The organism is Allonocardiopsis opalescens (genome assembly GCF_003002095.1).
Lineage (GTDB): Bacteria > Actinomycetota > Actinomycetes > Streptosporangiales > Streptosporangiaceae > Allonocardiopsis > Allonocardiopsis opalescens.
On the sequence record NZ_PVZC01000001.1, the window covers coordinates 648,490 to 661,610 of the forward strand.

Here is a 13,121-nt window from a genome sequence, read left to right on the forward strand (position 1 = left end):
GCGGTCAGTTCGCTCCCGGGGGGCTTCGGGCGCCGGGGCGAACCGATAGACGTTGATCATGGCCGACCACCCCGTGTCCGAGACCCCCGCCGACCCCGCCGACACCGTCCTGCCGGTGGCGGTGGAGACCGAGCGGGGGACGACCAAGGAGTACCCCACCGCCGCCGAACTGTCCGACCTGGTGGAGTTCATCGGCGCGGACGGCGACTCCTGGATCACCTTCGGGCCGCTGCCGCCGGTGGACGCGCGCTTCGCGCAGACCTACCGCTCGGGCGCGGGCGCCTACGAGGTCGAGACCAGGGAGGGCGCCGACAGCGAGATCACCGCCACCGTCCTCGCCGAGGGCGACGAGGTGATGCGCGTCTTCTGGGACCGGATCAGGGCCTGGGCCGAGGACCCGGCGCGGCTCCCGGCCGAGCCGCCCGTCCCCGCCGAGCCCGGCCCCGAGGCGCGGGCGGCGGCCGAGGCGACGGCCAGGGCGCACGTGGCCGCCGGGTTCATGGGCTTCCCCGCCGTGGTCCGCGCCGTCGCGCAGGAGTCCAGCCGCGAAGGCGTCAGCGGCTACCACGCGCGGCTGATCGTCCGCCCGCTGTGGGAGCGGCGCCTGGCCGAGCAGGCCGGCTGGCCCGAGCGCACCGACTCCGACCGCCTCACCGAGGTGTTCGGGGAGCTGTCGGCCGCCGGGGTGGTGGCGCGGGAGAACTTCACCTGCTGCCGCAGCTGCGGGCTGGCCGAGATCGGCGCCGAGGCCGACGACCGCACCCGCGGCTTCGTCTTCTACCACTACCAGGACACCGAGGCCGCAGCCGCCGGCTCCGGCCTCTACCTCGCCTACGGCGGCTTCGACGGCTCCGAGGAGACCACGGCCGCGGTCGGCCGCGAGGTGGCCGACGCGCTCCGCGGCGCCGGATTCCAGGTGAGCTGGGACGGCTCCCCGTCGACGCGCATCCTGGTGGACCCCCTGGAGTGGCGGCGGCGGCTGCCCGCCTAGCGCCCCCGCGCGGTGCCCCATGGGGTGCGTCATAGAGTGCGTCCATGGCTCTTCGGGGGAAGTCGACCGCCGCGATCGCCGCCGTGGCCGCCCTCGCCGCCGTCGCGGGCGCCACGGCCTGGGCGGTGTCGGCGCCCGCCGCCGAGCCCGCCGTCCAGGACTTCGACCGCACCCTCCAGGTCCCGGCCGGGCCCGGCGCGGACCCCGGCGAGACGGTCGGCATCGACACCACCCTGTTCCTGCCCGAAGGCCCCGAGGACGCGCGCTACCCGGCGGTACTGATCGGGCACGGCCTGGGCGGCACCAAGGACGACACCGCCGAGGAGGCCCGCGAGCTGGCCGCCGGCGGGTACGCGGTGCTCACCTGGTCGGCGCGCGGCTCCGGCGGCTCCTTCGACCCCGACCACGGCCTGATCGGGCTCAACGACCCCGACCACGAGGTGGCCGACGTGCGGGCGCTGATCGACTGGCTGGCCGCGCGCCCCTACGTGCGGCTGGACGGGCCCGGCGACCCCAGGGTCGGCATCAGCGGCGCCTCCTACGGCGGCGCCGTCGCCCTCCAGGCGGCCGGGTACGACGAGCGGGTCGACGCGATCGTGCCGCAGATGACCTACTTCGACCTGGCCGACGCGCTCTTCCCCAACGCCGGGCCCGGCGGCCCGGCCGAGGGCGTCTTCCAGCGCCGCTGGGCCGGGGTGCTGTTCGGCGCGGGCGGGCTCGACGGGCCCTCGCCCCTCGCCGGACCGGCCGAAGGGGAGGACGCGGACCCGGGCCCGGGCGCGGCGCCGCCCGAGCCGCCCCCGCCCACGGCCGAGGACATGGCGCCGCCCACCGCCGGGGAGCTGGCCGCGATCGGCGAGGGCATCCGCTGCGGCAGCTTCCGCTCCGACATCTGCGCGCTCTACCAGGACGTCGCCGAGGACGGCGCCGCCACCGGCGCCCAGCTCGACCTGCTGCGCGAGCACAGCCCGGCCGCGGTGGCCGACCGGATCGCGGTCCCCACCCTGGTCATGCAGGGCCTCAACGACTCGCTCTTCCCGCTCACCCACGCCGACGCGATCGCCGAGGCCGTCCAGGCCAACGGCGCGCCGGTGGAGGTGGTGTGGTTCGAGGGCGGCCACGACGGCGGCGACGGAGAGGACGAACTGCGCCGCGCCCGCGCCCGCGAGTGGTTCGACCGCTGGCTGGCCGAGCCCGCCCCCTCCGGCGAACTGGCCGCCCCGGCCACCGGGGAACCCGGCGGTCCGGGCGACTCCGCCGACGACGCCGCCCACGGCGCGGGCCAGGGCTTCACCGTCACCCGCTACGCCGGCCCGGTCGCCTCCCGGCCCGGCCCGCAGGGCGGCGGCGGGCAGGCCGCGCCGGGCGCCCTCCAGCACGTGAGCACGGCCGAGTACACCGGCCTGGGCGGCGACACCCGCCGCACCGTCGGGCTGCTGCCCTCCCCGCCGCAGCCGGTCACCACCCCCATCGGCGGCGTGCCCGAGTCCGTGTCGGTCATGCCGGGGGCGGGCGGCGGCCTCGGCGCGCTCGGCGGGGCCGCGGCCGGCGGCCTCGCCGTCGACCCGCCCGGGCAGGCGGCCTACCTCAGCTCCGAACCGCTCGGCGCCGACCTCGCCGTCACCGGCAGCCCGTCCATGCGCATCAGCGTGATCGGCGAGGGCGAGGTCACCCTGTTCGCCAAGGTCTACGACGTGGGTCCGCAGGGGGTGCCGGTGCTGCCGCACCAGCTGGTGGCGCCGCTGACGGTGACGGCCACCCCCGAGGGCACCGAGGTCGACGTGCGGCTGCCCGCGATGGACTACACCTTCGCCGAGGGACACACGCTGGCCTTCGTGGTGAGCACCACCGACATGGCCTACCACGTCCCCGAGCGGGACGGCGCCGTCGCCATCGCCGCGGCCGACGTCGGGGTGGAGATGCCGGTCCGCGAGGGCCTCGCGGCGCCCGAGACCCCGCTGGCCTGGTGGGTGCCGGTGCTGCCGCTCGCCGCCCTCGCGCTCGCCGCGCTGCTGCTGCTCACCGGGCGGCGCCGGGTCCGCCCCGGGCCGCCCGAGCCCGCGCTGGCCGATGTGCCGCTGGTCATCACCGATCTCACCAAGCGCTACCGCGACGGCCACCTCGCCGTCGACGGCCTGTCGCTGCGGGTGGAGCGGGGCCAGGTGCTCGGCCTGCTCGGCCCCAACGGGGCAGGGAAGACGACCACCCTGAGAATGCTGATGGGCCTGATCACCCCGGACGGCGGCGAGATCCGGATCTTCGGGCGCCGGGTGGTGCCCGGCACGCCCGCGCTCTCGCGGCTCGGCTCCTTCGTGGAGGGGCCCGGCTTCCTGCCGCACCTGTCCGGCCGGGCCAATCTGGAGCTGTACTGGCGGGCCACCGGGCGCCCGGCCGCCGACGCGCACCTGGAGGAAGCGGCGGCCATCGCCGACCTCGGCGCCGCGCTGCGCCGCCCGGTGCGCAGCTACTCGCAGGGCATGCGGCAGCGGCTCGCCATCGCCCAGGCCATGCTCGGCCTGCCCGACCTGCTGGTGCTGGACGAGCCGACCAACGGCCTCGACCCGCCGCAGATCCACCGGATGCGCGAGGTGCTGGCCCGCTACGCGAGGGGCGGCCGCACCGTCATCGTCTCCAGCCACCTGCTGGCTGAGGTGGAGCAGGTGTGCACCCACGTGGTGGTGATGGACCGCGGCGCCAAGGTCGCCGAGGGCCCGGTCCGCGAGATCGTGGGCGGCGCCGGCACCGTCGCCGTCGGCACCCCCGAGCCCGAGCGGGCCCGCGCAGCGCTGGCCGGGCTGCCCGGGGTGGCCGCGGTCGAGGACGGCCCCGACGGCCTGGTCGTCACCCTCGACGGCGCGAGCACCGCCGACGCGGTCGCGGCGCTGGCCGCGCACGGGGTGCCCGTCGAGCGGGTGATGCCGCACCGCCGGCTGGAGGACGCCTTCCTGAGCCTGATCGGAGAGCGGGCATGAGCGCGGACGGCACCGGGCGCGCCCCTGAGGCGGCCGTCACCGCCGCCGGCTACCGGGCGCGGCGCACCCTGCCCCTGCGGGTGGAGCTGCTGCGGCAGCTGCTGCGCCGCCGCACCGTGATCACCTTCGGGCTGCTGCTGGCGCTGCCGTGGGTGCTGATCGCCGCCTTCCAGATCGGCGGCGGCGACGACGAGGGCACCGCGGTGAGCCTGGTCGACCTCGCCACCGGCGGGGCGCTGAACTTCACCGTCTTCACCATGCTGGTCTCCAGCAGCTTCCTGCTGGTGGTGGTGGTCGCGCTCTTCTTCGGCGACACCGTCGCCAGCGAGGCGAACTGGTCCTCGCTGCGCTACCTGCTGGCCGCGCCGGTGCCCCGCTCGCGGCTGCTGCGGCAGAAGCTGCTGGTCGCGCTGGTGCTGAGCGCGGCGGCGCTGGCCGTGCTGGTGGTGATGACCCTGGTGTCCGGCGCGGTCGTCTACGGCTGGAACCCGCTGACCCTGCCGGGCGGCGGCGCCGAACTGCCCGCCGGGGAGGGTCTGGGCCGGGTGGCGCTGATCGTCGGCTACGCCTTCGTGAACCTGGCGGTGGTGGCCGGCGCCGCCTTCCTGCTCTCGGTCGCCACCGACTCCCCGCTCGGCGCGGTCGGCGGTGCGGTGGCCATGATCATCGTCTCCAACATCCTGGACGCGGTGGAGGCGCTGGGCGACTGGCGGCAGGCGCTGCCCGGCCACTGGGGCTTCGCCTGGCTGGACGCCCTGGCGCCCACCGTCTCCTACGACCAGATGACCACCGGCGCCGTCGTCTCGCTCAGCTACGCCGTGGTGCTGTTCGCGTGGGCCTTCCGCCGCTTCCGCTCCGCCGACGTGGTGTCGTAGCGAAATCCGCACAGGTGGCGGCCTGTCAGCGAGTCCGGCGACTCCGCCAGCGCGGCGGGCCGGCCCGCGAACAGCACCCGCCCGCCGTGGCGGCCGGGGCCCGGCCCCAGGTCCAGCACCCAGTCCGCCCGGGCGATCACCTCCAGGTCGTGCTCGATCACGACCACGGTGCCGCCCTGGTCGACCAGCCGGTCCAGCACGGCCAGCAGCCGCCCGGTGTCCGACGGGTGCAGCCCGGTGGTCGGCTCGTCCAGCACGTAGCGGCCGCCGCCGCGGTCCAGCACGGCGGCGAGCTTGATCCGCTGCCGCTCGCCGCCCGACAGGGTGCTCAGCGGCTGGTCCAGGCTGAGGTAGCCGAGGCCCACCTCGTCCAGCCGGGCCAGCGCGGGCGCGATCTCGGGCTCGGTGAAGAAGTCGCGTGCGTCGGCCACCGACAGGCCGAGCACCTGCGCGATGTCGCGGCCCCGCAGCCGGTGCCGCAGCGCCTCGGGCGAGAAGCGGGCGCCGCCGCAGGCCTCGCACACCGTCGTCACCGGGTCCATGAAGGCCAGGTCCGTCTCGATCACCCCCAGGCCGCCGCACTCCGGGCAGCCGCCGGCCGAGTTGGCGCTGAACAGCGCCGCGGGCACCCCGTTGGCGCGGGCGAACAGCCGCCGGATCGGGTCGAGCACCCCGGTGTAGGTGGCCGGGCTGGAGCGGCGCGAGCCGGGGATGGGCGACTGGTCGATCGTGGCCGTGTCCGGGTCCGACGGGGGCAGCGCCTCGCGGACCAGGGTGCTCTTGCCCGAGCCCGCCACCCCGGTGACCGCGGTCAGCACACCGGTGGGCAGGTCGGCGTCGACCCCGCGCAGATTGTGCCGGGTGGCGCCGCGCACCCGGATCCAGCCCGCGGGGGTGCGCGGCTCGGCGCGGGTGCGGACCGCGGCGGCGAGGTGGCGGCCGGTGGCGGTGCCCGAGCGGGCCAGGCCGGCCACATCGCCTTGGTAGACCACGGTGCCGCCGTCGGCGCCCGCGCCGGGGCCCATGTCGATCACGTGGTCGGCGATGGCGATCACGTCGCGGTCGTGCTCGACCACCAGCACGGTGTTGCCCTTGTCGCGCAGCCGCAGCATCAGCCGGTTCAGCCGGGCCACGTCGTGCGGGTGCAGCCCGGCGCTCGGCTCGTCCAGGATGTAGGTCATCCCGGTCAGGCTGGACCCGAGGTGGCGGACCAGCTTCACCCGCTGCGACTCCCCGCCCGACAGCGACGGCGTCTCCCGGTCCAGGGTGAGATAGCCCAGCCCCACCGAGATGAGCGCTTCGAGCCGGGCGGCCAGCGCGGCCACCAGGGTGGCCGCCTTCGGATCGGTGATGCCGCGCACCGCCTCCAGCAGCGCCTCGGCCTCCATGGCGGTGCACTCGGCGATGGTGCGGCCGTCGACCCTGCTGCTGAGCGCGGCCGCGTTCAGCCGGGCGCCGCCGCAGGCCGGGCAGGTCCGCCGGGTGACGAAGGTGTCCAGCTCGGCCAGCACCTCGGGCTTGGCCCGCTCGTTGCTCCTGGTCAGGAAGCCGCGCCTGATCCGGGGCAGCAGCCCCTCGTAGGTGGACGACGGCGGCCAGCCCGGCCCCGGGTCGGCCGGCTTGAAGCCCTCGGCGTGCAGCAGGGTGTGCAGCTGCTCCGCGGAGTAGTCGCGCAGCGGCAGGTCGTTGTCGAACAGGCCCGTCTCGGTGTAGCGCCGCAGCCGCCAGCCGCCCGGCGCGAAGGGGGAGAAGCGGATGGCGCCCTCGTGCAGCGAGCGGTCGTAGTCCAGCAGCCGGTCGGCGTCGATGTCGTCCACCCGGCCCAGCCCCTCGCAGCGCGGGCACATGCCGCGCGGGTCGTTGAACGAGAACGCGGGCGAGTAGCCCACGAACGGGGTGCCGGCCCGCGAGTACAGCAGCCGCAGCAGCGGGCCGATCTCGGTGGCGGTGCCCACGGTCGAGCGGGCGTTGCCGCCCAGCCGCCGCTGGTCGACCACGATCGTCGCCGACAGGTTCTCCAGCGCGTCCGCCTCGGGCTGCCCGTAGTGCGGCAGCCGGTTGCGGACGAACGCGGGGAAGGTCTCGTTGAGCTGCCGCTGCGACTCGGCGGCGACGGTGTCGAACACCAGCGAGGACTTGCCCGAGCCCGACACCCCGGTGACCACCGTGAGGCATCCCTTCGGGATCTCCAGGCTCACGTCCCTGAGGTTGTTCTCCCGGGCCCCGACGACCCTGATGCGGTCATGTTCGGCGGTGACCTGCTGTTTCGTGTCCATGCCGCCACGCTAGGCAGAGATGCGGCCAGAACGCGGCCGCATCTCCCAGGTGTTCGGGCACAATGGCCGGATGGCCGACGCGAGCCGCCGCATGCTGGCACTGCTCTCGCTGCTCCAGGACGGCGGCGGCTGGAGCGGCGAGGAACTCGCCGAGCGGCTGGGGGTCAGCCGCCGCACCCTGCGCCGCGACGTCGACCGGCTCCGCTCGCTCGGCTACCCCGTGCACACCCGGCCCGGGCCCGGCGGGCACTACCGGCTGGCGGCGGGCACCGCCCTGCCGCCGCTGCTGCTGGACGACGAGGAGGCGATCGCGGTGGCCGTCGGGGTGCGGCTGGCCGCGCGCACCTCGGCCATCGCCGATGTGGACGACTCCGCCGCCACCCGCGCGCTGCGCAAGCTCGAACAGGTGCTGCCGGCCCGGCTGCGGCCCCGGGTGGCCGCCGCGCACGAGGGCACCGAGATCGCCCCCGACCCCGGCGCGCAGGTGCCGGCCGGGCTGCTCGCCGACCTGGGCGGCGCGGTGCGGCGGCACGAGCGCGTCCGCTTCACCTACCGCGACCGCGACGGCGCCGACACCCGGCGGCGCGCCGAGCCCTACCGCCAGGTGCTGCTCCGCCGCCGCTGGTACCTGCTGGCCTGGGACACCGAGCGCGCCGACTGGCGCAGCTTCCGGCTGGACCGCGTCAGCGGGCTGGTCCGCACCGGCCAGTACTTCACCCCGCGCGAGCTGCCCGCAGAGTCCGCCGCCGACTACCTGGCCGCCGCCTTCCGCGCCCGGCGGCACCGGGCCGTGCTCACCCTGCACGCCCCGGCCGAGCAAGTCGCCGACCGGCTGCGCGCCCAGGACGGCGTGCTGGAACCGCTGACGGACGGCGCTTGCCGCCTCACCGCCTGGGTGGACTCCTTCGAATGGCTCGCCACCGTCGTCCTCACCCTGGGCGTCGACTTCGACATCACCGAACCCGACGCCTTCCGCTCCTACTGCGCGAGGCTGCGCGAGCGTCTGGACCGCGCCGTCGGCTGACGGCCGCGCGGCCCGCTCAGGCGCGCTTGGAGCGCATCGCCTTCAGCACGCGGATGCCGTCGGGGCCGGTGAGGAGGCGGGCGTACTCCTCGGACTCGCGGGGGCAGAGCGTGATGCGGCCCTCGTCGTCGAAGAGCAGCCCCCAGCCGTAGGTCTTGGGCAGCGGGGAGGCGCGCAGGCAGGCGTGGGACCGGGAGAAGAAGCGGTCGCGCAGCGCGGCCCGCTGGGCGTCGGTGGGCTCGGCGGGCACCTCCTCGGAGGGCGGCTGCCGGCGCAGCCAGCTCTCGAAGAGCACGTCCTCCTGGGTGTAGGCGGCGGGGTGCTCGGCGAGCATCCGGTACTGGACGGAGGCGACCGTCTCGCGGCCGGCCCGCACCGGCGGCTCCGCGGCGGCCTCGGCCGGGCAGTCGTCGCTGACGGCGATGAAGGTGCGGTAGTAGTTCAGGTCCACGGCGGCTCTCCCGGGGGATGGGTCGAGGCTTCGACCCGCGGATCCGTTCAGCTTAGGCCGGAGGGCGGACAAGGGGCGCCGCGGCGGCCCGGCGGGCCCGGCCAGGCCGCGAGCACCGCCGCCGCGATGGCGGTGTCGATCGGCGAGGCGTCCGCCGGCGGCGGCCGCGCGGGGTCCCACAGCATGGTCTCGGCGATCTCGTCATTGGGCACACCCCCCGGCTCCAGCGCCGCCAGGGCGCACCGGTACACGGCGGCCAGCTCGCGGCGGACGGTGCCGTCGCCGCCGGGCAGCTCGAACTCGGCCAGCACGGCCGGGTCGAGCCGGTCGGCGCGCTGGCCGGACTCCTCGAAGAGTTCGCGCCCGGCCGCCTGCCGCGGCGTCTCCCCGGGGTCGATCCCGCCGCCCGGCAGCTCCCACCGGGCGCGCCACCGGTCGAAGACCAGCAGCACCGAGCCGCCCAGCCGGGCGACCACCAGGGCGGCCGGGACCGGGATGCCGCCGGGCGCGGCGTCCGGTGGGTGCAGCGCGAGCAGCGCGCTGCCGTGGGCGTCGCGGACGAGCATGCGGGCGTCCTCTCGGCTCCGGTTCCGCGGACGGGGGCCGGTCAGTCGATGAGCTTGCGGCGCATCCGCCACACGGCCAGCACCCACATCAGCGCGGCGAACAGCAGCAGCGCGCCGACGTGGCCGAGATCGGCGAGCGGCTGCGGGCCGAACACGGCGTGCCTGACCAGCTCCACGCAGTGGTAAAGCGGGTTGAACTGCGCCAGCACCGCCACCCACGGCGGCAGCTGGTCCAGCGGGAAGAAGGTTCCGGCGACCAGGAACAGCGGGGTGAGGACGCCGGAGATGATGTAGTCGAAGGAGTTGATCGAGGGCACCAGCGCCGACACCAGGATGCCGAACAGGCCGAAGCCGAGCCCGGTGACGAACGCGATCAGCGGCACCAGCAGCATGGTCGGCGCGGGCGGCAGCCCGAAGGCCATCGCCACCAGCAGCGGCGCGCAGCCGTACACCCCCGACTTGGCCGCGATCCAGGTGGCCTCGGCGGTGACCAACTCGTGCGTGTCGACCGGGGTGGAGAGCATGCCGTCGTAGGTGTGCTGGAAGGTGCGGCGCACGTAGGTGCTGAACATGCCGGGGAAGGCCGAGGTGAACAGCACCGCGGTGGCCACCACCCCGGTGCCGACGAAGTCGATGTAGCGGTAGCCCGCCACCACGCCCACCAGCGAGCCGAAGCCGAAGCCGAAGGCCAGCAGGTAGATGGTGGGCTCCACCACCGACGCGAAGGTGGTGGTGGTCCAGTACCGCCGGTACAGCGCCAGCTCGCGCCGCCACACCCCGGCCACCGCCGCCAGCTCGAAGCGGTGCACCGGGCCGTGCGGGCGGCCGGTGCGCAGCGGTGTGCGCACCGCGGCGTCGGCGTCGGCGTTCATGATCGTCCTCGCCTTCCGCTACTCGACCGTCTCGCCGGTCAGCAGCACGAACACGTCCTCCAGGTGGCTGGCCCTGGCCTCGCCCTGACCCAGCCGCTCGCGCGCCTGCGGCGTGATCTTCTCCGCCCGCAGCACCGACACCGACGGGCCGGTGCGCCGGGTGGTGAAGCCGAGGTCGGCCGCGATCCGCTCCACCTCGGCGAGGCGGCGCGGCGGTCCGTAGAACTCTTCGGTGCGCACCCCGGCATGGTCGGCCACCAGGTCCGCCGGGCGGCCCCGGGCGATCACCCGGCCCCTGGACATCAGCGCCACCTCGTCGGAGAGCCGCTCGGCCTCCTCGATGTAGTGGGTGGACATCAGCACGGTGACGCCGTCGTCGCGCAGCGCCGTGATCAGCGTCCACAGCTGCTGGCGCACCTGCGGGTCGAGCCCGACGGTGGGCTCGTCCAGCAGCACCGCACGCGGCGCGTGCACCAGGCCGCGGGCGATCAGCAGCCTGCGGCGCATGCCGCCGGAGAGGTCGACCGTGCGGCTGCGCTGGCGGTCGGTCAGCTGCGCCAGCTCCAGCGCGCGGTCCACCGCGGCCGCCCGCTCGCGCCGCGGCACCCGGTACAGCCGCGCGAACACCTCCAGGTTCTGCCGCGCCGTCAGCTCCTCGTCCAGGTTGTCGTGCTGGGGCACCACGCCCATCAGCGCCCGCGCCTGCTTGGACATGGCCGGGACCGGGAACCCGAGCACCGAGATCTCCCCGGCGTCGGCCCGGCTCTGCGCGGTCAGCATCCTCATGGTGGTGCTCTTGCCCGCGCCGTTGGGCCCGAGCAGCCCCATGCAGATCCCGGCGGGAACATCGAGGTCGAGCCCGTTCACCGCGGCGACGTCGCCATAGCGCTTCACCACCCCGCCCAGCCGGATCGCGGGCCCACCGGGCACGTGGTCGGGGCCGAGCACGGCATCGGACGAGATCATTGCGCCATCCTACGGGCCCGCTCGCTGATGTGTTCGAAGGGCGCCGGCCCCGAACCGCCGGGCGGGTCCCGCCCGGCACGCGCACGTCCCCTCCGCGCATCCCCCTCCCGCCCAGGGGGGCGACCCCATCACCATTATTTCGCGCCCGGCACGGTCCGCGCCGCCGTGCGCCGCCGCCTGTGGACGAGCGGCCCCGCACTCGGCCGCCTGTGCACGGCCGATTTGACAGGCGTCCCGAAGCGTCAGGCGGCCGGCGGCGCCCATGCGCGGGCGTCGCGTCGGGGCCGATCGCGGGCGGTCCGGGAGGGACGGCCGCCGCGCGCCGGGCACGGGCCTGTTCGCGTCGGCTCGCCACTCCTCCGCCAAGGGCCCGAAGGCCCGCGGGCACCGGGGTGCCGGGGTCGGATCGGCTACCGTTGCGGTGTGAGCCAGCCGCTGCCCCCGCGCGACCTCCGCGCCTCCGACGCCGACCGCGAGGGCGTCCGGGAACTGCTGGACGCGGCCGCCGCCGACGGCCGCCTCGACCTCGACGAGCACGCCGCCCGGTCCGAGCGCGCCGCCCGCGCCCGCACCCTGGGCGAACTGGCCGCCATCACCGCCGACCTCGCCCCCGAGAACGCCCAGCCGGTCCGCATCGCCCACGGCCCCGTCATCGCGCTCGGCCGCCCCCAGGAGCGCGACGGCCGCTGGGTGGTCGGCGAGCGCGAACTGGCCGTGGCCGCGTTCAGCAACGCCCGCCTCGACCTCACCGACGCCCTGCTCCAGGAGCGCCGCGTCGTCGTCACCGCCGCCGCCCTGGCCGGAACCGTGCACATCACCGTGCCCGACGGCGTGGAGGTGCGCCTCACCGGCGGCTGGTCCTTCCTCGGCAGCCGCGGCCGCCCCCCGCGCCGCCCGCCCCGCCCCGACGCCCCCGTCGTGGAGATCGTCGGCTACACGGTGCTCGGCTCCATCCGCGTCCACACCCCCAAGCGCCCGCGCCGCCGCTTCGGGCGCCGGGGGTAGGGCGGACCGGTCAGCGCCGCTCGGCGGCCGAGGAGAAGTCGACGACGCTGTAGGCGTGCAGCTTGGCCAGCCGGTGCTCGCTGGCGATCTGGCGGATGGTGCCGCTGCGGCCGCGCATGACCAGGCTGTTGGTGTGCGCGCCGCCGGAGCGGTAGCGGACGCCCTTCATGATCTCGCCGTCGGTGATGCCGGTGGCGGCGAAGAACACGTCGTCGGAGGCGACCAGCTCGTCGGTGGTCAGCACCCGGCCGAGGTCGTGCCCGGCGTCCAGGGCGCGGCGCCGCTCGTCGTCGGAGGTGGGCCACAGCCGGCCCTGGATGACGCCGCCCAGGCACTTGATCGCGCAGGCCGCGATCACCCCCTCCGGGGTGCCGCCGATGCCCAGCAGCAGGTCGACACCGGTGCCCGCCCGCGCGGCCATTACGGCGCCCGCCACGTCGCCGTCGGTGATGAACTTGATCCTGGCCCCGGCGGCGCGCACCTCGCGGACCAGGTCCTGGTGGCGCGGCCGGTCCAGGATGACCACGGTGACGTCCTGCGGCGAGCCGCCCTTGGCGCGCGCCACCGCGCGGATGTTGTCGGCGACCGGGGCGCCGATGTCGACGTGGTCGGCGGCCTCGGGGCCGGTGACCAGCTTCTCCATGTAGAACACCGCCGAGGGGTCGTACATGGAGCCGCGGGCGCTGACCGCGATCACCGAGATGGCGTTGGGCATGCCGTCGGCCGTCAGCCGGGTGCCGTCGATCGGGTCGACCGCCACATCGCAGTCGGGGCCGGTGCCGTCGCCCACGGACTCGCCGTTGAACAGCATGGGCGCGTTGTCCTTCTCGCCCTCGCCGATGACGACCGTGCCGTTCATGGCGACCGTGTTGATCAGCCGCCGCATGGCGGTGACGGCCGCGCCGTCGGCGCCGTTCTTGTCGCCCTGCCCCACCCACCGGGCGGCGGCCAGCGCCGCGGCCTCGGTGACACGGACCATTTCGAGCGCGAGGTTGCGGTCGGGGGCGGCGTGGTCGGTGGCCAGCGGTTCGGTGGTCGGGTTCGCCATCGTGGGGCTGCCTCTCTGCTTTCGTCTGCTCCGCTGCGCGGTCGGGGCGCGTCCGCAGGACCGACCGGACGGACG

11 protein-coding genes are annotated in these 13,121 nt (G+C 75.6%); 5 read left to right on the forward strand and 6 right to left on the reverse strand.

Translation table 11 applies throughout. The annotated features are described in order from the left end of the window. Window positions 1-58: 58 nt before the first annotated feature. From CLV72_RS31650 to CLV72_RS02485, 3 genes are read left to right on the forward strand one after another with little or no spacing between them, the layout of a single operon-like run. A complete protein-coding gene (locus tag CLV72_RS31650) occupies window positions 59-991 on the forward strand; it encodes a DUF6891 domain-containing protein (RefSeq protein WP_146159320.1) in 933 nt (310 codons plus the stop codon). Window positions 992-1,035: 44 nt separating this feature from the next. Next, window positions 1,036-3,963, forward strand: coding sequence for an alpha/beta fold hydrolase (locus CLV72_RS02480; protein WP_106238438.1), 2,928 nt, complete (start codon window positions 1,036-1,038; stop codon window positions 3,961-3,963). Then, window positions 3,960-4,838 carry an ABC transporter permease gene (locus tag CLV72_RS02485; protein ID WP_106238442.1) on the forward strand — a complete coding sequence of 293 codons (879 nt, stop codon included), beginning with the start codon at window positions 3,960-3,962 and terminating at the stop codon, window positions 4,836-4,838. Before CLV72_RS02480 ends, CLV72_RS02485 begins: the two co-directional genes overlap by 4 nt. Here the strand turns inward: CLV72_RS02485 and CLV72_RS02490 are convergent. Then, entirely contained in the window at window positions 4,775-7,114 is a 2,340-nt protein-coding gene (locus CLV72_RS02490) for an ATP-binding cassette domain-containing protein (protein WP_106238445.1), read from the reverse strand. The genes CLV72_RS02485 and CLV72_RS02490 overlap by 64 nt on opposite strands. A gap of 70 nt (window positions 7,115-7,184) precedes the next feature. Between CLV72_RS02490 and CLV72_RS02495 the strand changes: the two genes are divergently transcribed. Next, on the forward strand, window positions 7,185-8,138 hold the full coding sequence (locus CLV72_RS02495; RefSeq protein ID WP_106238447.1) for a helix-turn-helix transcriptional regulator: 954 nt from the start codon (window positions 7,185-7,187) through the stop codon (window positions 8,136-8,138). Between the two features lie 16 nt (window positions 8,139-8,154). Here CLV72_RS02495 and CLV72_RS02500 read toward each other — a convergent pair whose 3' ends face one another. The 4 genes from CLV72_RS02500 to CLV72_RS02515 are packed head-to-tail and all read right to left on the reverse strand — an operon-like array spanning window position 8,155 to window position 10,993. After that, window positions 8,155-8,589 carry a DUF6157 family protein gene (locus CLV72_RS02500; protein WP_106238451.1) on the reverse strand — a complete coding sequence of 145 codons (435 nt, stop codon included), beginning with the start codon at window positions 8,587-8,589 and terminating at the stop codon, window positions 8,155-8,157. Window positions 8,590-8,636: 47 nt separating this feature from the next. Further along, complete coding sequence (locus tag CLV72_RS02505) at window positions 8,637-9,155, reverse strand: NUDIX hydrolase (protein ID WP_106238454.1); 519 nt, start codon at window positions 9,153-9,155, stop codon at window positions 8,637-8,639. Window positions 9,156-9,196: 41 nt separating this feature from the next. Further along, window positions 9,197-10,027 (reverse strand): ABC transporter permease, encoded by an 831-nt coding sequence (locus CLV72_RS02510; RefSeq protein WP_106238457.1) that lies wholly within the window; start codon window positions 10,025-10,027, stop codon window positions 9,197-9,199. A gap of 18 nt (window positions 10,028-10,045) precedes the next feature. Continuing rightward, the gene (locus CLV72_RS02515; protein ID WP_211302665.1) at window positions 10,046-10,993 is read right to left on the reverse strand and encodes an ABC transporter ATP-binding protein; all 948 of its coding nucleotides are present in this window, start codon (window positions 10,991-10,993) and stop codon (window positions 10,046-10,048) included. A 423-nt stretch (window positions 10,994-11,416) separates the two neighbouring features. Between CLV72_RS02515 and CLV72_RS02520 the strand changes: the two genes are divergently transcribed. Next, window positions 11,417-11,998, forward strand: coding sequence for a DUF1707 SHOCT-like domain-containing protein (locus CLV72_RS02520; RefSeq protein WP_245929821.1), 582 nt, complete (start codon window positions 11,417-11,419; stop codon window positions 11,996-11,998). A gap of 10 nt (window positions 11,999-12,008) precedes the next feature. Here CLV72_RS02520 and glpX read toward each other — a convergent pair whose 3' ends face one another. After that, window positions 12,009-13,046: a class II fructose-bisphosphatase gene (glpX, locus tag CLV72_RS02525; protein ID WP_106238462.1), complete on the reverse strand. Its 1,038-nt coding sequence runs from the start codon at window positions 13,044-13,046 to the stop codon at window positions 12,009-12,011. Between the last annotated feature and the right edge of the window lie 75 nt (window positions 13,047-13,121).

What these genes read in the sequence shown, in the direction of transcription:
- CLV72_RS02480 (WP_106238438.1), top strand. Translation starts at nt 1,036, where the DNA reads ATGGCTCTTCGGGGGAAGTCGACCGCCGCGATCGCCGCCGTGGCCGCC.
- CLV72_RS02490 (WP_106238445.1), bottom strand. Translation starts at nt 7,114, where the DNA reads ATGGACACGAAACAGCAGGTCACCGCCGAACATGACCGCATCAGGGTC.
- CLV72_RS02515 (WP_211302665.1), bottom strand. Translation starts at nt 10,993, where the DNA reads ATGATCTCGTCCGATGCCGTGCTCGGCCCCGACCACGTGCCCGGTGGG.
- CLV72_RS02505 (WP_106238454.1), bottom strand. Translation starts at nt 9,155, where the DNA reads ATGCTCGTCCGCGACGCCCACGGCAGCGCGCTGCTCGCGCTGCACCCA.
- CLV72_RS02485 (WP_106238442.1), top strand. Translation starts at nt 3,960, where the DNA reads ATGAGCGCGGACGGCACCGGGCGCGCCCCTGAGGCGGCCGTCACCGCC.
- CLV72_RS02495 (WP_106238447.1), top strand. Translation starts at nt 7,185, where the DNA reads ATGGCCGACGCGAGCCGCCGCATGCTGGCACTGCTCTCGCTGCTCCAG.
- glpX (WP_106238462.1), bottom strand. Translation starts at nt 13,046, where the DNA reads ATGGCGAACCCGACCACCGAACCGCTGGCCACCGACCACGCCGCCCCC.
- CLV72_RS02510 (WP_106238457.1), bottom strand. Translation starts at nt 10,027, where the DNA reads ATGAACGCCGACGCCGACGCCGCGGTGCGCACACCGCTGCGCACCGGC.
- CLV72_RS31650 (WP_146159320.1), top strand. Translation starts at nt 59, where the DNA reads ATGGCCGACCACCCCGTGTCCGAGACCCCCGCCGACCCCGCCGACACC.